Genomic DNA, 22,042 nt, shown 5'->3' with positions numbered 1-22,042 from the left:
AGCCCGCGGACGAAGACGCAAATGGCTGTCAGGCCAAGTAGACGGCGATGGATGCGAGCAGCAGCATCAGCACGCCGCCGGCCAGCGGCAGCACGAGCGGCATCAGGTGCACGACCGATTCGACGGCGTCTTTTTCAACGGCGGCCGCGTGGTGCGGCTCGACGGGCGTAGGGTTGGACATGGAAAGTACCTCGAAGACACAAATACAAAAACTGCGGGCATTTTACCGATGGGCCCCGGCCCGGCGGTCTAGGGGCTTGCCAGGGCCCCCTCAGTGCTGCTCTTCGGCCTCGAAGCCCGCGTCGTGCAGCGCGCCCAGCACGCTGGCCAGGTGAGCCCGTCCGCGGGTCTGCAGCACCAGCTCGATATCGACATTCTGCGCTGCCAGCATGGTAAAGGCACGTTGATGGTGAACCTCATCGACGTTAGCGCCCGCTTCCGCTACAGTGGCCGTGATCTGGGCCAATGAGCCCGGCACATCGCGTGCGCTGACCCGCACGCGGGCCAGCCGGCCGGCGCGCACCATGCCGCGCTCGATGATCGCCGCGAGCAGCAGCGGATCGATGTTTCCGCCCGAAAGCACCAGCCCCACGCGCTTGCCCTTGAAGCGCTCCGGATGCCGGATCAGCGCCGCGAGCCCGGCCGCGCCGGCGCCCTCGACCAGCGTTTTTTCGATTTCGAGCAGCATCAGCACGCCCTGCTCGATGTCGCCCTCGTCGACCAGCAGCAGGTCGTCGACGTGTTTGGCGATGATCTCCCGCGTGAGCACGCCCGGCGTGCCGACCGCGATGCCCTCGGCGATGGTGCTCTTGCCCTGCAGGTGCTGCGTGCCCTTGACGGCATTCACCATGCCCGGAAAGCGCGTGGTCTGAACGCCGACGATCTCGATGCCAGGCTTGCGGTCGCGCGCCGCAACGGCCATGCCCGCAATCAACCCGCCGCCGCCCACCGACACCACCAGCATGTCGAGGTCGGGCACCACGTCGAGCATTTCGAGCGCCACGGTGCCCTGGCCCGCGATGATGGCCTCGTCGTCGTACGGATGAACGAAGGTCAGCCCTTCGCGTTCGGCCAGCTCCAGCGCATGTGCGCGCGCCGCGTCGAGCGTGTCGCCGTGCAGCACCACTTCGGCGCCGAAGCCGCGCGTGCGCTCGATCTTCACGCCCGGCGTGAAGCGCGGCATCACGATGAGCGCGCGCAAGCCGAGCCGCTGCGCGTGGTAGGCCACGCCCTGGGCATGGTTGCCGGCCGACATGGCCACCACGCCGCGCGTCGTTTCCTGGCCGTCGCCGCGAGCCCCGTTTTCCGAAAGATCGACCAGCTTGTTGCACGCCCCGCGTTCCTTGAACGAAGAGGTGAACTGCAGATTCTCGAATTTCAGGAACACCTGGGCGCCCACGATCTCGGAGAGCGTGCGCGACTCGACGCAGGGCGTATTGAGCACCTGACCCTGCAGGCGCGCCGCGGCGCGCCGGATTTCTTCGATTCCGACCATGGCGGGCATTGTGGCTGGAATCGCACCATCAGGGTTTTTACCGTTCCTGCGTCTTCCCGAAGGGAAAAGTCTGCGTTAAGGTCGCCCCAGGAAGTTCCTCGTCCGGAGGTTGTCTGATGGTCAAGCGTGCAGGTGTCGATGTCGTGGCTGCTGCGGTACGCGGGCAGGCATTGCCGTCGCCTGGGCTCAAGGGTGCGCCGGTGCTCGAGCTGATGTGCTCGCACTTCGTGCTCACGCTCGCCGCCAAGCAGGGGCCGCGCTTCAACGTGCGGCGCGACATCAACGGCCTCTTGTCGCTCACCGGCCGCCATCTGGTGTGGCCCGTCGCGGTGCTTCAGCGGCTGCGCGAATTCCTCGGCCGGCGCTGCGCGGGCAACGAGGCCTGGAAGGGCGTCGAGAACTTCGACGGCCGCACGCTGCTCGAGCGGCACGGCGTATGGCGCGGCCCGTATGAAGAAGGCACGCTCTTCTTCTATCTGGACGAGTACGCCAAGGACTACCCGAAGGATCTGCTCTCGGTACTGGCCGTGACGCGCGACTGGCTCACCCATGCGCTGCGCAAGCAGTCGACGCTGGTCGAGAAGAACATCGATGCGCTGGCGGGCCTGTTGCAACTCAACAAGGCCGAGCGCGCGCTGCTGCTCTACGGCACGCTGGCGCGCTACCAGCGTGACCTGCGCTCGCTCTTGGTCGAGTTCAAGGTCAACAACGCGCCCGAGGCTTATGCGGCCATTGCGGACATCGCAGGCGTCAATGCGAGCGAGGTGGGCGAGGCGCTGCGCGCGGGCTCGCGGCTCGAGCGCATCGGGCTGGTCGAGAACCTGATCTCCGAGCACAACATCACCGACTTGGCCGACCTGATGAAGGTCAGCGAAAAGCTGCCGCCGGTGCTGATGCGCGAGTACCGCGACCACAACGAGCTCATGGCCGTGTTCACGCGGCCCTCCGCCAAGAGCACGCTCACGGCGCACGACTTTTCCTTCGTCGAGGAAGATGCGCAAATGCTCGTCACGCTGTTGCGCGCCGCAGTGGCGCGCAAGGAGCCCGGCGTCAATGTGCTGCTCTACGGACCCCCCGGCACCGGCAAGACCGAACTCGCCAAGGTGGTGGCGCAGGCCGCAGGCCTCGAGCTGTTCGAGGTCGAATACGCCGACCGCGACGGCAACTCGCTGAGCGGCCGCGACCGCTACCGCTCGCTGCAGATCGCGCAGGTGTTCCTCAAGGGCAGCGCGCAGGCCGCGCTGCTGTTCGACGAGGTGGAGGACGTGTTTCCGCCCATCAGCACCGAGGCCGCGCAGTTCATGGCGCGCGCCGAGCAGATTCCGGCGCCCACCAGCGGCAGCGTGAGCGGCAAGGCCTGGGTCAACCAGATTCTCGAAGCCAACCCCGTGCCCACGCTGTGGGTCACCAACCGCATCGAGCAGATCGACCCCGCATTCCGGCGCCGCTTTGCGTACCACCTCGAACTCAAGTCGCCGCCGCCCGGCGCGCGCGAGCAGCTGGTCAAGAAAACGCTCGAAGGCATCGTCGTGTCCGAGGCCTTCACCGCCAAGCTGGCCGAGCGCAAAGGCCTCACGCCCGCGCAGATCCGCACCGCCGTGCGCTTTGCGGGGCTCGCGCAAACCGACGGCGCATCGATGGAGACGCTGATCGAGCGGCAGCTCAAGAACGCCGACCTCGCGCTGGGCACGCTCGACACCGGCCTGGGCGAGCGGCGCAGCGTCACCACCTACGACCTCGACATGCTCAACGTCGAGACCCGCTTCGAAGTCCCGCGCATCGTCGCGGCGCTGAAGGCGCGCGGCCACGGCACGCTGTGTTTCTACGGCGCGCCCGGCACCGGCAAGACCGCGCTGGCCGAGCACATCGCCAAGGCCATCGGCCGGCCGCTCATCATCAAGCAGGCCAGTGACCTCATGAGCAAATACGTCGGCGAGACCGAGCAGAACATGGCCGCCATGTTCAAGGAAGCGGAAGCCGAAAAGGCCGTGCTGCTGCTCGACGAGGCCGACAGCTTCCTGCAAGACCGGCGCGGCGCCCAGCGCACCTACGAGGTGACCGAGGTCAACGAGATGCTGCAGGGCATGGAACGCTTCAACGGCGTCTTCATCTGCACCACCAACCTGCTCGACCGGCTCGACCAGGCGGCGCTCAGGCGCTTCACCTTCAAGATCAAGTTCATGCCGCTCACCGCACTCCAGCGCGAGCGCATGTTCGTGACCGAGGCGCTGGCCGGCGATGCCGCGCTGCTGACCGGCGAGATCAAGGCACGCCTGGCGAAGTTGACGCAACTGTGCCCGGGCGATTTCGCGGCCGTGAAGCGGCAGACGGACATTCTCGCGGTCGAGTTTTCGGCCGCCGAATTCCTGGACCAGCTCGAGGCCGAGCACCGCATCAAGCCCGAGGTGCGCGAATCGCGCGGCATCGGTTTTGTGCAGTAGGTAGACAACAGCCAGTCACCGCCGCCGAACACGGCAGACAGAAAAACACCGTCCGTCGCAACGGACACGAGGAGGAGTTCGATATGAAAGCGTTCGACGCGCACGCGCGGGAGATGCCGCGTTCCACTGCACGCACCGCGGCCGCATCCGCGCTCGCTTGGGCAGCCTTCGTCCTGGCTGGTTGTGGCGGCGGCGGAGGTGGTGGCGGTGGCGGCGGGCTGCCGATCTTCCTGCCGCCCACCACCACGCCTCCTGCCGCCGACAACGATGCCATCGTCGCCTCGTCCACCGTGGCCGGCCTGTGCGCCGCGCCGCGTGGCGGCACGAATCCCGAAACCGGCGCGGCCTACCCCGACAAGGCCGGCATGCTGACCGACGAGAAGCGCTGGGTGCGCGGCTGGATCGACGAAACCTATCTCTGGTACGGCGAGGTGCCCGCCACGCTGAAGGCCGCCGACTACGCCACGCCCGTCGCTTACTTCAGCGTGCTCAAGAGCCCGGCCGTCACGGCATCGGGCCGCGCGAAGGACCGCTTTCACTACGTGTACGACACCGAGCGCTATCGGCAGCTCTCGCAGAACGGCGTGTCGCCTGGCTACGGCATGGAGTTCGCGTTCGTGCGCAACTCGCGTCCGCGCGACCTGCGCATCGCATTCACCGAGCCGGGGTCGCCCGCGGCCTCGGCCGGCATCGCGCGCGGTGCGAAGGTGCTCGAAGTCGATGGCGTCGACGTGATCAACGGTACCAACACCACGGTCATCAACCGCGGCATCTCGCCCGCGGCCATCGGCGAATCGCATACCTTCAAGCTGCAGGAAGGCACCGCGACCCGTACCGTGACGCTGGCCGCGGCAAGCGTCACGCGCACGCCGGTGCAGAACGTGAAGACCATCGACACCGCGAGCGGCCGCGTGGGCTACCTGCTCTTCAACGACCACATCACGACCTCTGAAGCGCAGCTCATCGATGCGGTCAACCAGCTGAAGGCCGGCAGCGGCATCCAGGACCTGGTGCTCGACATGCGCTACAACGGCGGCGGCCAGCTAAACATTGCCAGCCGGCTCGCGTACATGGCGTCCGCGCCGGCCGCGACCGATGGCAAGACTTTCGAGCGCCTCGTGTTCAACGACAAGAACCCGTTCCACCTGACGCCGGCGCAAACGATCATTCCGTTCTACGGCACCAGCCGCACGGGCACGGCGCTCCCGAGGCTCGGCCTTTCACAGGTCACGGTGCTGGTCGGCCCCGACACCTGCTCGGCGAGCGAATCGGTCATCAACAGCCTGCGCGGCGTCGACGTGAAGGTCAATCTCGTGGGCGGCGCCACCTGCGGCAAGCCCTATGGCTTCTCGCCGCAGGACAACTGCGGCACCAGCTACTTCGCCATCCAGTTCCAGGGTGTCAATGCCAAGAACTTCGGCGACTATGGCGACGGCTTCCCGGCTGACTGCGCCGTGGCCGACGATTTCGACCATGCACTCGGCGATCCGGCCGAGGCTCGGCTCGCGGCCGCGCTGGCGATTCGCACCGGCGGCGCTTGCCCCGCATCAGCTTCGGCCAAGACTGCGCCGGGGCTCGAGAAATCCGGCACGTCCGAGGAGCAGCCCTACCTGCTCAACCGCACGCCGCTGCGCGAAATCCGCTTGCTCGAAGCCGCGCCCTCGCCGAGCTGAGTCGCTTCGGCGGCGTCGCGGTTACCCCTTGAAACCTTGCCCTTCGCCACGCCCATGGCTCGCCTATTAGAGTTCAAGCAAACGTTTGCGCAATCGTTTGGCATTTAGTTCTACACGGCGAGAGCCACAGAGAAGGAGCCCGGAATGAAGATTCAGATTCAGCGCCGCCAATGGATGGCCGCGGCCTTGCTCGCCACGGTGCTGTCGGCCTGCGGCGGCGGTGGCGATGGCGGCAACGGCGGCATCGGACTCGCCCCGGGCTATGGCGCAGCCCCGCCTCCCGCGCAAAAGATCATCATCGACAGCGACTACAACACCATGAGCGACGACGGCCAGCTCGGCGTCATGGCCGCGCAGCTGCAGGCCTCGGGCAAGGTCCAGGTCATGGGCATCAGCGTGGTCTCGGGCAACCAGTGGCTCAAGCAGGGCGTGGCGGATGCGTTGATGTCGGTCGAGCGGCTCGGCGTCGGCAACCGCATCGGCATTTATGCGGGTGCGAACTACGCGTTCAACCACGACTACGCCACCATCGAAGCCGAGATGGCTGCCGGCTCCGGCGGCGACGGCTACCTGGGCGCCTGGAGCTCGCCCGAGCCCAAGACCGATGCCGACCTGAAGCCCTCGCCGGACGGTTTTGCCACCCACACCGTGTTGCAGCGCAAGACCGCTGTCGACTTCATCGTGGACACCGTGAAGGCCAACCCGAACGAGATCACCATCCTGGCCATCGGCCCGCTCACCAACATTGCACTCGCGGTGAAGCAGAACCCCGAAATCGTGCCGCTCATCAAGAAGATCATCTACATGGGCGGCGCCATCGACGTGGCGGGCAACACCACCAAGTTTGCCGAATTCAACTGGTGGTTCGACCCCGAGGCCGCACAGTTCGTGGTGCGCCTGCCGATCCCGCAGGTGGTGGTGCCGCTCGACGTGACCGACACCGTGTTCCTGACCAAGCCCATCTACGACCGCATCGCGCATCCGGCCAAGCCGACTGCGGTGACCGAGGTGTTCCGCAAGCTCAACGGCTACGGCTTCAGCGGCACCAACGGCTTCGAGAACAACCCGGCCTACACGCAGAACATCTGGGACACGTTGACGCTCGCCTATCTCATCGACCCGAGCTACGCCACGCAAACGGTGGAGCGCTATGTCGACGTGGTCGCCAAGCCCGGCGCCGCCGACAACGGGCGCTCCGTCGGCTACGGCGCGCAGCCCGCAGGGCCCACGCTGCAGAAGATGACGGTGGTGAAGAAGTTCGACAACGCGCGCTTCTTCGAGCTCTATGTCGATCTGCTCACGCGGCCGGTGCCGATCACGCTGCCGCCCGCGAGCTGACCGATACGCGGTCGACGACGGGCCTAGAAAGCCGAGGCGACCCGCAGCACCTCGGCGCCGTAGGCCTCGAGCTTCTTGGTGCCGATGCCGCTGATGCCCTGCAGGTCTTCGAGCGTGGCGGGCGCGCGTTCGGCAATGGCCGCCAATGTGGCGTCGTGAAAGATCACGTAGGCCGGCAGGTTGTGCTCGCGCGCCACCTCGGCGCGCCAGGCCTTGAGTGCCTCGAAGCGCTTCTTGCCGGTGTCGTCGAGCTTGGCCGCAGCCGGTGACGGTGCGCCCTTGGCCACCTTCTCGCGGCGGGGCTTGCGCTCCGCCGGCGACGAGATCGACTCGCGCAGCGTCACGTTCGCTTCGCCCTTGAGCACCGGGCGCGATCCTTCGGTGAGTTTCAGCGTGTTGAAGGCCTCGGCATCGACAGCCAGCGCGCCCGTCGCGATGAGCTGCCGCAGCACGCCGCGCAGCTGCACTTCGCTGAACTCCGCGCCGAGCCCGAAGGTGCTGATGCGCTCGTGCCCGAACTGCTTGACCTTCTCGGTTTCCTTGCCGCGCAGGATGTCCATGATGTGGCCCGCGCCAAAGCTGATGCCGCTGAGCTGCTGGACACGGTAGATGGTGGAGAGCAGCTTGCGCGCGGCATCGGTCCCATCCCACACCTGCGGCGGGTTCAAACAGTTGTCGCAGTTACCGCAGGGTGTGCTCTTCTCATCGAAGTAGCCGAGCAGCCGCACGCGCCGGCAATCGCTTGCCTCGGCCAGCGAGAGCAGTGCATCGAGCTTGCCGCGCATCACCTGCTTGAATTCTTCGCCGGCCGGGCTCTCGTCGATCATGCGGCGCTGGTTCACCACGTCGTTCAGGCCGTAGGTCATCCAGGCGTCGGCGGGTGCGCCGTCGCGGCCCGCACGGCCGGTCTCCTGGTAGTAGCCCTCGATGTTCTTGGGCATGTCGAGGTGGCCGACGAAGCGCACGTCGGGCTTGTCGATGCCCATGCCGAAGGCGATGGTCGCGACCATCACGATGCCTTCTTCGCGCAGGAACCGGTCCTGGTGCTTCTGGCGCACCGCGGCGTCGAGGCCTGCGTGATAGGGCAAGGCGTTGATGCCCGCGCCCTGCAGCGTCACGGCCACGTCTTCCACGCGCTTGCGGGACTGGCAATAGACCACGCCCGCATCGCCCTCGTGCTCGCGCTCGATAAAACGCAGCAGCTGCGTGGTCGCGTCCTTCTTCTCGACGATGGTGTAGCGGATGTTCGGCCGGTCGAAGCTGGAGACGAACTGCCGTGCTTCCTCGAGTTGCAGCCGCTCGACGATGTCGGCGCGCGTGAGCGCATCGGCCGTGGCCGTGAGCGCGATGCGCGGCACGCCCGGGTAACGTTCGTGCAGCACCGTGAGCGCGCGGTATTCGGGCCGGAAGTCGTGGCCCCACTGGCTCACGCAATGTGCTTCGTCGATCGCGAACAGCGAGAGCTTGCCGCGCTCCTTCAGCGAATCGAGCTGCGAGAGAAAGCGCGGCGTGTTCACGCGCTCGGGCGCCGCGTACAACAGCGTGATCTCGCCGCGCAGCATGCGGCGCTCCACGTCCTGCGTCTGTTCCCAGTCGAGCGTCGAATTCAAGAAGGCCGCGTTCACCCCGGCCTCATGCAGCGCGCCGACCTGGTCGTGCATCAGCGCAATCAGCGGCGACACCACCACCGACACGCCGTGCCCCGCGCGTTGCCGCGCAATGGCCGGGATCTGGTAGCACAGCGACTTGCCGCCGCCGGTAGGCATCAGCACCAGCGCATCGCCGCCGCCGACCACGTGATCGACGATGTCTTGCTGCGGCCCGCGGAACTGCGAGTAGCCGAAGACTTCGTGAAGGATGTCGGCGGGTGCGCTGCTGCTGCCGGGGGCGTCGAGGGGAAGGGGAGCGAGCGAGGACACAGGCAGCGGATGGGAAGGGCGGGGGCAAAAAAGGGGGAGCGCCGATTGTCCCCCAGCGGCATCGACATGACTGTGGCACGAGGTTTGCAATCGCAAAACCTGTCCCGCCACCCTCCCTGTATAGACAGCAATCTGGTGCGTTTTCCTGAAGGAATGCACCGAAATGGCTCTCTCGGGTTATCCTGTATATACAAGGTGGGGCGCTCGGCAACAATGCGAAGCGCGCGCAGCCCGGCTCCGGGTGCACCGCCGACCTTTTTCCCAGAGAACAGAACCAGGAGTACCCATGGTCAAGACCGTAGATATCAGTGCCCCCGAACCTGCCGCTGCGCGTCAGGCCCCCCGAGGGGGCCCCGAAAACTTGGGGCGGCCCGGCGTTTTCTTAAAAGTCGCTTCCCTGCTGGCAGCAGGCGCATGTGCAGCGGGCATGGCCGGAACAGCCGCCGCGCAGGACACCAAGATTGCGCTCGGCATGTCCGGCTGGACCGGCTTCGCGCCTCTCTCGCTGGCCGACAAGGCCGGCATCTTCAAGAAGAACGGCCTGGACGTCGAACTGAAGATGATCCCGCAGAAGGACCGCCACCTGGCCCTGGCCTCGGGCGCCATCCAGTGCGCGGCCACCACGGTGGAAACGCACGTGGCCTGGAACGCCAACGGCGTGCCCATCGTGCAGATCTTCCAGATGGACAAGTCCTACGGCGCTGACGGCCTCGCGGTGCGCAACGACGTGAAGAGCTTCGCCGACCTCAAGGGCAAGGCCATCGGCGTGAGCGCGCCCGGCACCGCGCCGTACTTCGGCCTGGCCTGGATGCTCAGCAAGAACGGCATGACGCTCAAGGACGTGAAGGTGGTGTCGCTCGAGCCGCAGCCCGCCGCCCAGGCCTTCGTGGCCGGCCAGAACGATGCGGCCATGACCTATGAGCCCTATCTTTCGACCGTGCGCGCCAACCCCGCCGCCGGCAAGATCCTGGCCACCACGCTCGACTACCCGATGGTGATGGACACCGTCGGCTGCGCGCCCACCTGGCTCAAGGCCAACGCCAAGGCCGCGCAGGCGCTCACGCAGTCGTACTTCGAGGCGCTCGACCTGATCAAGGCCGACCCGGCCAAGGCCAACGAGCTCATGGGCTCGGCCGTCAAGCAGACCGGCGAGCAGTTCGCCAAGTCGTCGGCCTACCTGCGCTGGCAGGACAAGGCCGCCAACCAGAAGTTCTTCGCGGGCGAGCTCACCAGCTTCATGAAGGAAGCCACGGCCATCCTGCTGGAGGCCGGCGTGATCCGCAAGGCGCCTGAAGACTATGCAGCCACCTTCGATGCAAGCTTCGTCAAGTAAGGCCCTGCCGCAGGTGACGCCGCGCGCGGCGGCGCCTGCATCGGCCCATTCCCCTCAGGCCGCTGCCGTGCCCACGCGGCGCCGTTCGCTCGCGCCGCTCGAGCCCATCGGCGCGCGCGCCCGGGTGCTGCTCGGGCTGGGCTTCTTCGTGGTCTTCGTGCTCGTGTGGTCCATTGCCACGCTCGGTGGCTTCGTGCCGCCGACCTTCCTTGCCAGCCCCGTCACCATGCTGAAGGAAGGCTGGCTGCTGTTCACCGAGTTCGGCTTCATCGGCGACGTGGGCATGACGGTGTGGCGCGTGTTCGGCGGCTTCCTGCTGGCCGCCGTGCTGGCGGTGCCGCTCGGCATTGCCATGGGAACCTGGAAGGCCGTGGAAGCCTTCTTCGAACCCTTCGTTTCGTTCTGCCGCTACCTGCCGGCCTCGGCCTTCATTCCGCTGCTGATCCTGTGGGCGGGCCTCGGCGAAATGCAGAAGCTGCTGGTGATCTTCATCGGCTCGTTCTTCCAGATCGTGCTGATGGTGGCGGTCACCGTGGGCGGCGCGCGGCGCGACCTCGTCGAGGCGGCCTATACGCTGGGCGCGAACAGCCGCGGCATCGTGGCGCGCGTGCTCATTCCGGGTGCCGCGCCCGGCATTGCCGAAACGCTGCGCCTCGTGCTCGGTTGGGCCTGGACCTACGTGATCGTCGCGGAGCTCATCGGTTCTTCGTCGGGCATCGGCCACATGATCACCGACAGCCAGGCGTTGCTGAACACCGGGCAGATCATTTTCGGGATCATCGTGATCGGCGTCATCGGGCTGGTGTCCGACTTCGCTTTCAAGGCGCTGAATCGCCGTCTCTTTGCATGGGCGGCACTGTGATGATGACGAACAACCAACTTTCCATTCAGGGCGTGTCGCGCATCTTCACCGGCACCAAGGGTCAAAGCACGCAGGCGCTGCTGCCGATCGACTTCGAGGTGAAGGAGAACGACTTCGTCACCATCCTTGGTCCCTCGGGCTGCGGCAAGTCGACGCTGCTGCGGATCGTCGCGGGGCTCGACTTTCCGACCACCGGCCAGGTGCTGCTCGATGGCGAGCGTATCGAAGGCCCGGGCGCCGACCGCGGCGTGGTGTTCCAGAGCTACACGCTGTTCCCATGGCTCACCGTGGCGCAGAACATCCGCTTCGGCCTGCGCGAGCGCGGCATGAGCGAAGCCGATCAGAAGGAGCGCAGCGAGTTCTTCATCGCCAAGGTGGGCCTGCGCGGCTTCGAGCACCATTTTCCGAAGCAGCTCTCGGGCGGCATGCAGCAGCGCACCGCGATTGCGCGCGCGCTCGCCAACGACCCCAAGATGCTGCTGCTGGACGAGCCCTTCGGTGCGCTCGACAACCAGACGCGCGTGCTGATGCAGGAGTTGCTGCTGGGCATCTGGGAGTCGGCGCAGAAGACGGTGCTGTTCGTCACGCATGACATCGACGAGGCGATCTTCATGGCCAACCGCGTGGCGGTGTTCAGCGCGCGCCCCGGTCGCATCAAGACCGAGATCGTGGTCGACTTTCCGCATCCGCGCAGCTACACGATCAAGACCTCGCCCGAGTTCATGGAAATCAAGGCACGGTTGACGGAAGAGATTCGCGCGGAGTCGATGGCTGCTGCGGAGCACTAGGGTGAAAGCTTGTTCTTTTATTGGTCGCAGTAGGGGGCATTCAGGGCGCGCTCCCGCCGACGGGGTACCTTGCTCCGCGAATGTCCCCCGCCCTTCGGGCTCCTCCTTGATTTCGCTGCGCAAGGCACCCCATCGACGAGAGCGTTGGAAAGAGCGGTTGTTGATCAGTCGCGCACCAGCAGCGTGCCCAGGTGCACAGGGCATCGGGTGCTCCCCGCAGCGAAATCAAGGAGGAGGGCGAAGCCCGGGGGACATTCGCGGAGGGGAGCACCCGGTGGCCTTTGCACAAGCCCTGAACGGCGGCGCCACGACAACAGCGTGCTTGGAACGCTGACATGAAGCGCGACCTCCCCTCTCTCGCGCTCTATGCGCAAGTCAAGGACCACATCTCCCGCAAGATCCAGGACGGCACCTGGCCGGCCGGCCACCGCCTGCCGTCCGAAAGCGAGCTGGTCGCCCAGTTCGGCATCTCGCGCATGACCGTGAACCGCGCGCTGCGAGAGCTCATGGAGCAGGGCCGCATCGTGCGCACGGCCGGGGTCGGCAGCTTCGTGGCCGAGAACAAGCCCCAGTCCACGCTGCTGCAGATTGCCAACATCGCGAGCGAAATCCGCCAGCGCGGCCATGACTATCGCTGCGAGATGCTTGCCGTGGAACGCCTGTCCGCCTCGCCCGACGTGGCGGCCTGGCTCGACATGCGCGCAGGCACCTCGGTGTTCCACAGCGTCTGCCTGCACCTGGAGAACGACACGCCCGTGCAGCTGGAAGAGCGCTACGTCAATCCGCTGGTCGTGCCCGACTACCTCGAGCAGGACTTTGCCGCCGTGCCGCCCAGCGAGTACCTGGTGCGCAACGTGCCGTTCGACCAGATCGAACACGTCGTCGATGCCGTGCTGCCCACCGCGGAGCAGGCGGGCCGGCTGGCCATGGAGCCCACCGACCCCTGCCTGCTGCTCACGCGCCGCACCTGGACGCGCAACACGCCGGTCACCTGGGTGCGCTGCCTGCATCCCGCCTCGCGCTACAGCCTGGGCAGCCGTTTCAAAGCCGACGGCAACCCGTCCTTCGGCTGATTTTTGTCGCTACGGAAACCGAAGGTTTTCCTTGCAACCACTTGTATAGACAGGTTCATATGCCAACAAGCAAACACACCGCCACGACCCTGACCCTCACGCCCGGCAAGGTGGACCTCGCGATGCTGCGCCGCCTCCAGGCCGGCGGCGTGCGGCTGGCGCTCGACCCCTCCGTGCAAGAGGGCATGGCGCGCGCCGAAGCGGCGGTGCGCCACATCGTCGAGAACGACCAGGTGGTCTACGGCATCAACACCGGTTTCGGCAAGCTCGCGAGCACGCGCATCGGCAACGACCACTTGGCCGACCTGCAGCGCAACCTCGTGCTCTCGCACAGCGTGGGCACGGGCGAGCCGCTGGCCGCGCCTGTCGTGCGCATGGTGCTCGCCACCAAGGCCGTGAGCCTGGCGCGCGGGCATTCGGGCGTGCGGCCTGCGCTGGTCGATGCGCTGCTGGCGCTGTTCAATGCGGGCGTCACGCCGAGCATTCCGTGCAAGGGATCGGTCGGCGCTTCGGGCGACCTCGCACCGCTCGCGCACATGGCCTGCGTGCTGATCGGCGAAGGCCAGGCGACGCTGGCCGATGGCAAGGTCGTCAGCGGCGCCGAGGCGATGCGCAGTATCGGCCTCGAACCTTTCGTGCTCGGGCCGAAAGAAGGCCTGGCGCTGCTCAACGGCACCCAGGTGTCGACGGCGCTGGCACTGGCCGGCCTGTTCGGCGCGGAAGACGTGTTCGCCGCCGCGCTGATGTCGGGTGCGTTGTCGCTCGAAGCGATTCAAGGCTCGATCAAGCCTTTCGACGCACGCATCCACGCCGCGCGCGGCCAGCCCGGACAGATCGCGGTGGCGGGCGCGGTGCGCGCGCTGCTCGAAGGCAGCGAGATCGTGCCGTCGCACGCCGACTGCGGCCGCGTGCAAGACCCGTACTCGGTGCGCTGCATTCCGCAGGTGATGGGCGCCTGCCTCGACAACCTCGCGCATGCGGCGCGCGTGCTGGTCATCGAAGCCAATGCCGCATCGGACAACCCGCTGGTGTTCACCGATACCGGCGAAGTGATTTCAGGTGGCAACTTCCACGCCGAGCCGGTCGCCTTCGCGGCCGACATCATTGCGCTGGCCGTGAGCGAAGTCGGCGCGATTGCCGAGCGCCGCATCGCGCTCTTGCTCGACACCGGCCTTTCGGGCCTGCCGCCATTCCTCGTGCGCGACGGCGGGCTGAATTCGGGCTTCATGATCGCGCAGGTCACGGCCGCGGCCCTTGCGTCGGAGAACAAGTCGCTCGCGCATCCCGCCAGCGTCGACAGCCTGCCCACTTCGGCCAACCAGGAAGACCATGTGTCGATGGCCACCTTCGCCGCGCGCCGCTTGGGCGACATGGTCAACAACACGGCGGTCGTCGTCGGCATCGAAGCGATGGCCGCCGCGCAAGGCATTGAATTGAAACGTGGGCTCAAGAGCTCCCCGCTGGTCGAAGCCGAATTCGCCACCATCCGCCAGAAGGTCGCTTTCCTCGAACGCGACCGCTACCTCGCGCCCGACATCGAAGCCATGCGCCAGTGGGCGCTCGCGGCCGAGCTGCCGGCCGCGCTGCTGAACATCCTGCCGAGCCGCTCGTAAGACATCACCCCATTAGGAGAACCACGCCATGAACGCTCCGGAAAAATTTGCGCTGAACAGCAGCAACCCCGATGCCGCCGATCCGCGCCACGACCCGACCCGCGTGATCCGCGCCCCGCGCGGCAGCACGCTCAGCTGCAAGAGCTGGCTCACCGAGGCGCCGTTCCGCATGCTGCAGAACAACCTCGACGCTGAAGTGGCGGAGCGCCCGCAAGACCTCGTGGTGTACGGCGGCATCGGCCGCGCGGCGCGCAACTGGGCCTGCTACGACCAGATCCTGGCATCGCTGAAGGAACTGAACGACGACGAGACGCTGCTCATCCAGTCGGGCAAGCCCGTCGGCGTGTTCAAGACGCACGAGAACGCACCGCGCGTGCTGCTCGCCAATTCGAACCTCGTGCCCAAATGGGCGAACTGGGAGCACTTCAACGAGCTCGACCGCCAGGGCCTTTTCATGTACGGCCAGATGACGGCGGGAAGCTGGATCTACATCGGCAGCCAGGGCATCGTGCAGGGCACCTTCGAGACCTTTGTCGAAGCCGGCCGCCAGCACTACGACAACAGTCTTGCGGGCAAATGGATTCTCACCGCCGGCCTTGGCGGCATGGGCGGCGCGCAGCCGCTCGCGGCCACGCTCGCGGGCGCGGTGTCGCTCAACATCGAGTGCCAGCAGTCGAGCATCGACTTCCGCCTGCGCACGCGCTACGTCGACAAGCAGGCGCGCGACATCGACCACGCGTTCGAACTGATCAAGCAGCACTGCGACGCGAAGGAAGCCGTGTCGATCGCGCTGCTCGGCAATGCGGCCGACATCCTGCCCGAGCTCGTGAAGAGCGCGAAGGCTGGCGGACTCAAGCCCGACCTCGTCACCGACCAGACCTCCGCGCACGACCTCATCAACGGCTACCTGCCCTCGGGCTGGACGGTGCCGCAATGGCAGGCCGCGATGAAGGACGCCTCGCAGCACGACGCGCTCAAGAAAGCAGCCGCCAAGTCGTGCGCCGTGCACGTGCAGGCCATGCTCGACTTCCAGGCCATGGGCATTCCCACGGTCGACTACGGCAACAACATCCGCCAGGTCGCGTTCGACGAAGGCGTGAAGAACGCCTTCGACTTTCCGGGTTTCGTGCCGGCCTACATCCGTCCGCTGTTCTGCGAAGGCAAGGGTCCGTTCCGCTGGGTGGCGCTGTCGGGCGACCCCGAAGACATCTACAAGACCGACGCCAAGATCAAGGAGCTGTTCCCGGAGAACACCCACACGCACCGCTGGCTCGACATGGCGCGCGAGCGCATCGCGTTCCAGGGGCTGCCGGCGCGCATCTGCTGGCTTGGCCTGGGCGAGCGCCACATCGCGGGCCTGGCCTTCAACGAGATGGTGAAGAACGGCGAACTGAAGGCGCCTATCGTGATCGGCCGCGACCACCTCGACACCGGCTCCGTCGCCAGCCCCAACCGCGAAACCGAGAGCATGAAAGACGGCACCGATGCCGTCTCCGACTGGCCGCTGCTCAACGCGCTGCTCAACACCGCGGGCGGCGCCACCTGGGTCAGCCTGCATCACGGCGGCGGCGTGGGCATGGGCTACTCGCAGCACTCGGGTGTGGTCATCGTCTGCGACGGCACCGACGCGGCGGCCAAGCGCATCGAGCGCGTGCTGTGGAACGACCCGGCGACGGGCGTCATGCGCCATGCCGACGCGGGCTACGACATTGCTGTCGCCACCGCGAAGAAACAGGGGCTCAAGCTGCCGATGGTGCGCTGAGGAAACGCGGCGCCGGCGAGGCATGGAAGCTGCATTGCCCGCAGGGCCGACGTCACGGGCTAGTCGCTCCGGCGCACTGCGTCAGTCGCTGCTGCATCCACTTTTTTCAACTCCACGGAAGCTTTTTCAAATGAACACCCGCCGCACCCTCATTGCCGCCGCACTCTCCAGCCTTGCGTTCTTCGGTTCCGCCGCCACCGCACACGCCCAGGGCGAGCCGCTGCGCGTGGCCACCGACGCCACCTTCCCGCCGATGGAATACGTGGAGAACGGCAAGCGCACCGGCTTCGACGTGGAACTGGTCGAGGCCATCGGCAAGACGCTGGGCCGCAAGATCGAATGGATCGACATCGACTTCAAGGGCCTTGTGCCGGGCTTGATCTCCAAGCGCTTCGACATGGCCGTGTCGGCCATCTACATCACGGACGAGCGCAAGAAGGTCGTCGACTTCACGACTCCGTACTACGCGGGCGGCCTGGTCGTGATGGTGAAGGACGGCAACACGGCCATCAAGACGCCGGCCGACATCAACGGCAAGAAGGTCAGCGTGCAGGTGGGCACCAAGTCGGTGGCCTACACCAAGGAGAAATTTCCGCAGGTGCAGTTGATGGAAGTCGAGAAGAACCAGGAGATGTTCAACCTCGTGGACATCGGCCGCGCCGATGCCGCCGTGACCGGCAAGCCCGCCGCCTACCAGTACGTGCGCACGCGCGGCGGCCTGAAGGTGCTGCCGGAGCAGATCACCACCGAGGAATACGGCATGGCGATCCGCAAGGACACGCCCGAGCTCACCAAGGCGGTGAACGGCGCCATCGAGAAGCTCAAGGCCGACGGCACCTATGCGCAAATCGTCGCGAAGTGGTTTAGCGCGAACGCGAAGTAACCCGGCCGGCTCATGGATTTCGATTTCTCGCCGGTCTGGCAAGGCTGGCCCGACCTGCTGCGCGGCGCGCTGGTCACGGTGGAAATCACCGCCTGCGCGCTCGCCCTCGGCTGCGTGCTGGGCCTCGTGGTCGGCATCGGCCGGCTCAACCCAAAGCGGCGCTGGCTCTACGGCCTGTGCACGGCCTACGTGGCGGCGATTCGCGGCACGCCGCTGCTGGTGCAGCTGTTCATCCTGTTCTTCGGACTGCCGCACTTCGGCATCCTGCTGCCGGCCTTCCTGTGCGGTGTGCTGGGGCTGGGCGTGTACTCGGGCGCGTATGTGTCGGAAATCGTGCGCGGCGCCATCCAGTCGATCGACAAGGGCCAAACCCTGGCGGCGCAGTCGCTGGGCATGACGCCCGGTGTCGCGATGCGCGAGATCGTGCTGCCGCAGGCGGTGGTGCGCATGATTCCGCCGCTGGGCAACGAGTTCATCGCGCTCATCAAGAACTCGGCGCTGGTGTCGCTCTTGACGATCCACGACGTGATGCATGAGGGGCAGAAGATCATCAGCGTGTCGTACCGCTCGCTGGAGGTCTATTTGGCCATCGCGCTCGTGTACTTCGTGCTCACGGGCACGATGACGCTGGTTCTCAGGCACTTCGAGCAGAAGCTGCGGCAGGGCGGGCTGGTGCGATGAGCCTGCTTCGGTTTTCCCGCGCCACGCTGCCCGCCATGCCCTGGAAAAACGGCGGCGGCACCACGCAGCAGATCGCCAGCTGGCCGCAAGGCGCGGCGCTCGACAGCTTCGGCTGGCGCGTGAGCATCGCGACCATTGCGGCGGCGGGGCCGTTCTCGGTGTTCGCGGGCGTCGACCGCAGCATCATGCTGCTCGAAGGCGACGGCGTGCGGCTGTTCACACACGACGGTCGCGTCGACCATGCGCTCGACGTACCGCACCGGCCGTTCGCCTTCAGCGGCGACGAAGCCATCGACTGCACACTGCGCGGTGCGGCATCGAGCGACTTCAACGTGATGACGCGGCGCGGCCTGTGGCGCGCGGATGTCCGGGTGCTGGACCGCGCATCGTCCGTCGAAGCCGCGCCGCATGGGGTTGTGTTGGCTCTGCGCGGCACGTGGCGCTTGAATCGCGATATCTGCCGCGAGGGCGAGGGGCTGTGGTGGGCGGACGGAACGCAGGCGTGGCAGCCCACACCGGAGAGTGAGCACGCACGGCTGGTGGCGGTTCGCATCGTGCCGGCGTAACCTCGGGAAGAGAAAAGATGATGATGATGAAACCTGCAAGCGAATACCCATCGGCCGACGGCCTCTGGACCGGGCTGCGTCTCGCGCCCGATGCGGCGTCCGGGGTTGCGCTGGAGGCCGGGGCCGAAGCGGCTATCGTGGTGGCGCAAGGCGCGATCCGCTGGGTCGGGGCCCGCAGCGTGCTGCCTGCCCAATTCGCGGGCCTCGCCACGCACGACGGCGGCGGTGCGCTCGTCACGCCAGGCCTGGTCGATTGCCACACGCACCTGGTCTACGGCGGCCAGCGCGCCAACGAATTCGCGATGCGGCTCGCGGGCGCGAGCTACGAAGAAGTGGCAAAGGCGGGCGGCGGCATCGTCTCGTCGGTGCGCGCCACGCGCGAGGCCGATGAAGACACGCTCTTTGCGCAAGCCGCGCTCCGGCTCGAGCAGCTGCTGGCCGACGGCGTCTGCGCCATCGAAATCAAGTCGGGCTACGGCCTTTCGCTCGAACACGAACGCAAGCAGCTGCGCGTGGCGCGCAGGCTGGGCGAGACCTACGGCGTCACCGTGCGAACCACTTTTCTCGGCGCGCATGCGCTGCCCCCCGAATACGCGGGCCGCAGCGGCGCCTACATCGACCTCGTGTGCCGCGAGATGCTGCCCGCGCTCGCAGCCGAAGGGCTGGTCGACGCGGTGGACGTATTCTGCGAACGCATCGCTTTCTCTCTCGAGGAAACCGAGCAGGTCTTCAAGGCCGCGAAGGCATTGGGCCTGCCAGTGAAGCTGCATGCCGAGCAGCTCTCCGACATGGGCGGCGCCGCGCTGGCCGCGCGCTACGGCGCGCTCTCGTGCGACCACATCGAGCATCTGTCGGCCGACGGCATCGAGGCGATGCGCCAATCGGGCACCGTGGCCGTGCTGCTGCCAGGCGCGTACTACACGCTGCGCGACACGCACCTGCCGCCCATCGCCGCGCTGCGCGCTGCGGGCGTGCCGATGGCGGTATCGACCGACCACAACCCCGGCACCTCGCCGGCGCTGAGCCTGCTCCTGATGATGAGCATGGCGTGCACGCTGTTTCGCCTGACCGTGCCCGAGGCACTGGCCGGCGTCACGGTGCATGCGGCGCGAGCGCTGGACCTTCAGCAAACACACGGCGTGATCGCCGAAGGCATGCCCGCCAACTTCGTGCTGTGGAATGTGCGCGAGGCGGCCGAGCTCGCCTACTGGTTCGGCCAACGCCCACTGCGCATCGCGGTGCGCCAGGGCCGTATTTGTATTTCTTTTCCCTCTCCCTCTGGGAGAGGGCAGGGTGAGGGCCTGCGGCCATGAATACGACGACGGCGTTATCAAAGGCCGACAGCCCTCACCCCAACCCTCTCCCAGAGGGAGAGGGAGCAAGACAAACGCTTTTCGCAGCCGACGCGCTGCTGCCCACGGGCTGGGCGAAGAACGTCCTGCTGGCGTGGAACGACGCCGGCCAGCTCCAGCAGGTGAAGTCCGCCACGCAATCGCCCGCAGGCGCGCAGGTGGCGACAGGTCCCGTGATCCCCGGCATGCCCAACCTGCATTCGCACGCCTTCCAGCGCGCCTTCGCCGGGCTCACCGAACACCGCGCGGAACAGCAAGACAGCTTCTGGAGCTGGCGCACGCTGATGTACCGTTTTGCCGCGCGCCTCGGTCCGCAGCATATGGAAGCCATTGCCACCTGGCTCTATGCCGAGATGCTCGAAGCGGGCTACACCAGCGTGTGCGAGTTCCAGTACGTGCACCACGACGCCGACGGCCGTCCCTACGCCGACGACGCCACCCTGAGCCTCGCATTGCTGCGCGCCGCGCACAAGGTGGGCATCGGCTTCACGCTGCTGCCCGTGCTCTACCAGACCAGCGGCTTCGGGGGGCTGCCACCCACCGAAGGGCAGCGCCGCTTCATCCGCTCGACGGATTCGATGCTCCGCCTGCTCGAAACGCTGAAGCCCGTGTGCAACGCGCAGGGCGCACGGCTGGGCCTTGCACCGCACTCGCTGCGCGCCGTGCCGCCCGATGCGCTGCGCGAAGCCATCGCCGGCCTTGAAGCCATCGACCGCAGCGCACCGATCCACATCCACATCGCCGAGCAGACCAAGGAGGTCGACGACTGCATGGCCTGGAGCGGCCAGCGCCCGGTGGCGTGGCTGCTCGACCATGCACCGGTCGATGCCCGCTGGTGCCTGGTACATGCCACGCACATGGACATGGCCGAATACGAGCGCGGCGCAAAAAGTGGCGCCGTAGCGGGCCTGTGCCCGACCACCGAAGCCAACCTTGGCGACGGCATCTTCGATTTCTCCGCCTGGCGCCACCATGGCGGCGCCTGGGGCCTAGGCTCGGACAGCCATGCCACGGTCAACGCGGCGGAAGAGCTGCTGATGCTCGAGTACAGCCAGCGCCTGGCGCGGCGGCAGCGCAACGTCGGTTCCGACGCCGCCCAGCCCCACGTGGCCACCGCGCTCACGCTCGGCGCAGTGAGTGGCGGTGCGCAGGCGTCGGGCCGGGCCATCGGCGGGCTGGCCGCAGGGCAGCAGGCCGACTTCGTCGTGCTCGATGCCGGGCAGCTTGCGCTGCAAGGGTTGCCCGCGCCCGACATGCTGTCGTCGCACGTCTTTGCCAGCCACCGCACTTCGGCCATCGATGCCGCGTGGGTGGCGGGCCGGCCGCGCGTGCAGGCGGGCCGCCACGCACTGCACAACGAGGCCGCCGCCGCATTCGTCACGGCGCGCAATCAACTTCTTTCGGACAATTGAGCCCATGAGTTTCACCACCACCGAACCCGCATTCCGCTTTCGCCAGGGCACGCGTCCCTTGCTGATCTCCATGCCGCACGTCGGCACCCATGTGCCGCCCGCGCTCGCCGCCCGCTTCACCGAAGAGGCGCGCCAGGTGCCCGACACCGACTGGCACCTCGAACGCCTCTACGACTTCGCCGACGAACTCGGCGCCTCGGTGCTCGTTGCCACGCATTCGCGCTACGTGATCGACCTGAACCGCCCGCCGGACGGCGCCAGCCTGTACCCGGGCCAGAGCGTCACCGGTCTGTGCCCGGTCGACACCTTCGACGACACGCCCATCTACGCGTCGGGTGACGACCTGCCGAACGACGAGGAAGTCGCCGCGCGCCGGGAGGCCATCTGGCGGCCGTACCACCAGCAGCTGCAGGCTGAGCTCGACCGCCTGAAGGCCGCCCACGGCACCATCGCGCTGTGGGACGCGCACTCGATTCGTTCTGTGCTGCCGCGCTTCTTCGAGGGCAAGCTGCCCGACCTGAACCTGGGCACCGGCAAGGGCACGAGCTGCGACCCGGCGCTGGCGCAAAGGCTGCGGGGCATCGCCGAAAGCGCCACGGGCTACACCGGCGTGCTCAACGGCCGCTTCACCGGCGGCTACATCACCCGCCAATACGGCAACCCCGCTGGCGGCGTGCACGCGGTGCAACTCGAGATGACGCAATCGAGCTACATGCAGGAGCAGCTGCCCTTCGACTACCTGCCCGAGGTGTCGGCCGGCGTGCAGCCGCATGTGCGGCGCATGATCCAGGCGGTGCTGGCCTTCGTGGAAAGCCGCTAAAGCACTGACGGCGGCCAAGGGCAGCTCCGCT

The 22,042-nt window shown here is 67.0% G+C and carries 18 protein-coding genes; 15 read left to right on the top strand and 3 right to left on the bottom strand.

Features of this window, described 5'->3' with window-relative positions:
• Positions 1-28: 28 nt before the first annotated feature.
• Positions 29-181 carry a hypothetical protein gene (locus QFZ42_RS24725; RefSeq protein ID WP_165442056.1) on the bottom strand — a complete coding sequence of 51 codons (153 nt, stop codon included), beginning with the start codon at positions 179-181 and terminating at the stop codon, positions 29-31.
• Between the two features lie 90 nt (positions 182-271).
• Complete coding sequence (locus tag QFZ42_RS24720; RefSeq protein WP_307703505.1) at positions 272-1,495, bottom strand: threonine ammonia-lyase; 1,224 nt, start codon at positions 1,493-1,495, stop codon at positions 272-274.
• Positions 1,496-1,611: 116 nt separating this feature from the next.
• Between QFZ42_RS24720 and QFZ42_RS24715 the strand changes: the two genes are divergently transcribed.
• The 3 genes from QFZ42_RS24715 (at position 1,612) to QFZ42_RS24705 (ending at position 6,947) form a co-directional block, all read left to right on the top strand.
• Entirely contained in the window at positions 1,612-3,936 is a 2,325-nt protein-coding gene (locus QFZ42_RS24715; protein WP_307703504.1) for an ATP-binding protein, read from the top strand.
• A gap of 83 nt (positions 3,937-4,019) precedes the next feature.
• On the top strand, positions 4,020-5,609 hold the full coding sequence (locus QFZ42_RS24710; protein WP_307703503.1) for a S41 family peptidase: 1,590 nt from the start codon (positions 4,020-4,022) through the stop codon (positions 5,607-5,609).
• 144 nt (positions 5,610-5,753) lie between these two features.
• Positions 5,754-6,947, top strand: a complete 1,194-nt coding sequence (locus QFZ42_RS24705; protein ID WP_307703502.1) for a nucleoside hydrolase — start codon at positions 5,754-5,756, stop codon at positions 6,945-6,947.
• A gap of 23 nt (positions 6,948-6,970) precedes the next feature.
• On the opposite strand, the gene recQ is transcribed toward QFZ42_RS24705, so the two are convergent.
• Positions 6,971-8,866 (bottom strand): DNA helicase RecQ, encoded by a 1,896-nt coding sequence (recQ, locus tag QFZ42_RS24700; RefSeq protein WP_307703501.1) that lies wholly within the window; start codon positions 8,864-8,866, stop codon positions 6,971-6,973.
• Between the two features lie 427 nt (positions 8,867-9,293).
• Here recQ and QFZ42_RS24695 point away from each other — a divergent pair, with 427 nt between their 5' ends.
• The 12 genes from QFZ42_RS24695 to hutG all read left to right on the top strand — a co-directional run bounded on the left by QFZ42_RS24695 (position 9,294) and on the right by hutG (position 22,011).
• Positions 9,294-10,199 (top strand): ABC transporter substrate-binding protein, encoded by a 906-nt coding sequence (locus tag QFZ42_RS24695; protein ID WP_307703500.1) that lies wholly within the window; start codon positions 9,294-9,296, stop codon positions 10,197-10,199.
• A complete protein-coding gene (locus tag QFZ42_RS24690) occupies positions 10,180-11,061 on the top strand; it encodes an ABC transporter permease (RefSeq protein ID WP_307703499.1) in 882 nt (293 codons plus the stop codon). Before QFZ42_RS24695 ends, QFZ42_RS24690 begins: the two co-directional genes overlap by 20 nt.
• A 2-nt stretch (positions 11,062-11,063) precedes the next feature.
• Positions 11,064-11,849 carry an ABC transporter ATP-binding protein gene (locus tag QFZ42_RS24685; RefSeq protein ID WP_373423366.1) on the top strand — a complete coding sequence of 262 codons (786 nt, stop codon included), beginning with the start codon at positions 11,064-11,066 and terminating at the stop codon, positions 11,847-11,849.
• Between the two features lie 335 nt (positions 11,850-12,184).
• Positions 12,185-12,922: a histidine utilization repressor gene (gene hutC / locus QFZ42_RS24680; RefSeq protein WP_307703497.1), complete on the top strand. Its 738-nt coding sequence runs from the start codon at positions 12,185-12,187 to the stop codon at positions 12,920-12,922.
• A gap of 59 nt (positions 12,923-12,981) precedes the next feature.
• Positions 12,982-14,535 (top strand): histidine ammonia-lyase, encoded by a 1,554-nt coding sequence (hutH, locus tag QFZ42_RS24675; RefSeq protein ID WP_307703496.1) that lies wholly within the window; start codon positions 12,982-12,984, stop codon positions 14,533-14,535.
• 28 nt (positions 14,536-14,563) lie between these two features.
• Positions 14,564-16,297: a urocanate hydratase gene (gene hutU, locus QFZ42_RS24670; RefSeq protein WP_307703495.1), complete on the top strand. Its 1,734-nt coding sequence runs from the start codon at positions 14,564-14,566 to the stop codon at positions 16,295-16,297.
• A 130-nt stretch (positions 16,298-16,427) separates the two neighbouring features.
• The gene (locus QFZ42_RS24665; RefSeq protein ID WP_307703494.1) at positions 16,428-17,180 is read left to right on the top strand and encodes a transporter substrate-binding domain-containing protein; all 753 of its coding nucleotides are present in this window, start codon (positions 16,428-16,430) and stop codon (positions 17,178-17,180) included.
• A gap of 12 nt (positions 17,181-17,192) precedes the next feature.
• The gene (locus tag QFZ42_RS24660) at positions 17,193-17,861 is read left to right on the top strand and encodes an amino acid ABC transporter permease (RefSeq protein ID WP_307703493.1); all 669 of its coding nucleotides are present in this window, start codon (positions 17,193-17,195) and stop codon (positions 17,859-17,861) included.
• Positions 17,858-18,427, top strand: coding sequence for a HutD/Ves family protein (locus QFZ42_RS24655; protein ID WP_307703492.1), 570 nt, complete (start codon positions 17,858-17,860; stop codon positions 18,425-18,427). The genes QFZ42_RS24660 and QFZ42_RS24655 overlap by 4 nt, the downstream gene beginning before the upstream one ends.
• Before the next feature lie 26 nt (positions 18,428-18,453).
• Positions 18,454-19,740 (top strand): imidazolonepropionase, encoded by a 1,287-nt coding sequence (hutI, locus tag QFZ42_RS24650; RefSeq protein ID WP_307704299.1) that lies wholly within the window; start codon positions 18,454-18,456, stop codon positions 19,738-19,740.
• Complete coding sequence (locus QFZ42_RS24645; RefSeq protein WP_307703491.1) at positions 19,737-21,191, top strand: formimidoylglutamate deiminase; 1,455 nt, start codon at positions 19,737-19,739, stop codon at positions 21,189-21,191. Before hutI ends, QFZ42_RS24645 begins: the two co-directional genes overlap by 4 nt.
• 4 nt (positions 21,192-21,195) lie before the next feature.
• Positions 21,196-22,011: an N-formylglutamate deformylase gene (gene hutG / locus QFZ42_RS24640; RefSeq protein ID WP_307703490.1), complete on the top strand. Its 816-nt coding sequence runs from the start codon at positions 21,196-21,198 to the stop codon at positions 22,009-22,011.
• The last annotated feature ends 31 nt before the right edge of the window (positions 22,012-22,042 follow it).

It is taken from the genome of Variovorax paradoxus (assembly GCF_030815855.1).
Lineage (GTDB): Bacteria > Pseudomonadota > Gammaproteobacteria > Burkholderiales > Burkholderiaceae_C > Variovorax > Variovorax paradoxus_M.
This window is presented reverse-complemented; position numbering and strand designations above follow the sequence as displayed.

What these genes read in the sequence shown, in the direction of transcription:
- QFZ42_RS24725 (WP_165442056.1), bottom strand. Translation starts at nt 181, where the DNA reads ATGTCCAACCCTACGCCCGTCGAGCCGCACCACGCGGCCGCCGTTGAA.
- QFZ42_RS24720 (WP_307703505.1), bottom strand. Translation starts at nt 1,495, where the DNA reads ATGGTCGGAATCGAAGAAATCCGGCGCGCCGCGGCGCGCCTGCAGGGT.
- QFZ42_RS24715 (WP_307703504.1), top strand. Translation starts at nt 1,612, where the DNA reads ATGGTCAAGCGTGCAGGTGTCGATGTCGTGGCTGCTGCGGTACGCGGG.
- QFZ42_RS24710 (WP_307703503.1), top strand. Translation starts at nt 4,020, where the DNA reads ATGAAAGCGTTCGACGCGCACGCGCGGGAGATGCCGCGTTCCACTGCA.
- QFZ42_RS24705 (WP_307703502.1), top strand. Translation starts at nt 5,754, where the DNA reads ATGAAGATTCAGATTCAGCGCCGCCAATGGATGGCCGCGGCCTTGCTC.
- QFZ42_RS24695 (WP_307703500.1), top strand. Translation starts at nt 9,294, where the DNA reads ATGGCCGGAACAGCCGCCGCGCAGGACACCAAGATTGCGCTCGGCATG.
- QFZ42_RS24690 (WP_307703499.1), top strand. Translation starts at nt 10,180, where the DNA reads ATGCAAGCTTCGTCAAGTAAGGCCCTGCCGCAGGTGACGCCGCGCGCG.
- QFZ42_RS24685 (WP_373423366.1), top strand. Translation starts at nt 11,064, where the DNA reads ATGACGAACAACCAACTTTCCATTCAGGGCGTGTCGCGCATCTTCACC.
- hutC (WP_307703497.1), top strand. Translation starts at nt 12,185, where the DNA reads ATGAAGCGCGACCTCCCCTCTCTCGCGCTCTATGCGCAAGTCAAGGAC.
- hutH (WP_307703496.1), top strand. Translation starts at nt 12,982, where the DNA reads ATGCCAACAAGCAAACACACCGCCACGACCCTGACCCTCACGCCCGGC.
- hutU (WP_307703495.1), top strand. Translation starts at nt 14,564, where the DNA reads ATGAACGCTCCGGAAAAATTTGCGCTGAACAGCAGCAACCCCGATGCC.
- QFZ42_RS24665 (WP_307703494.1), top strand. Translation starts at nt 16,428, where the DNA reads ATGAACACCCGCCGCACCCTCATTGCCGCCGCACTCTCCAGCCTTGCG.
- QFZ42_RS24660 (WP_307703493.1), top strand. Translation starts at nt 17,193, where the DNA reads ATGGATTTCGATTTCTCGCCGGTCTGGCAAGGCTGGCCCGACCTGCTG.
- QFZ42_RS24655 (WP_307703492.1), top strand. Translation starts at nt 17,858, where the DNA reads ATGAGCCTGCTTCGGTTTTCCCGCGCCACGCTGCCCGCCATGCCCTGG.
- hutI (WP_307704299.1), top strand. Translation starts at nt 18,454, where the DNA reads ATGAAACCTGCAAGCGAATACCCATCGGCCGACGGCCTCTGGACCGGG.
- QFZ42_RS24645 (WP_307703491.1), top strand. Translation starts at nt 19,737, where the DNA reads ATGAATACGACGACGGCGTTATCAAAGGCCGACAGCCCTCACCCCAAC.
- hutG (WP_307703490.1), top strand. Translation starts at nt 21,196, where the DNA reads ATGAGTTTCACCACCACCGAACCCGCATTCCGCTTTCGCCAGGGCACG.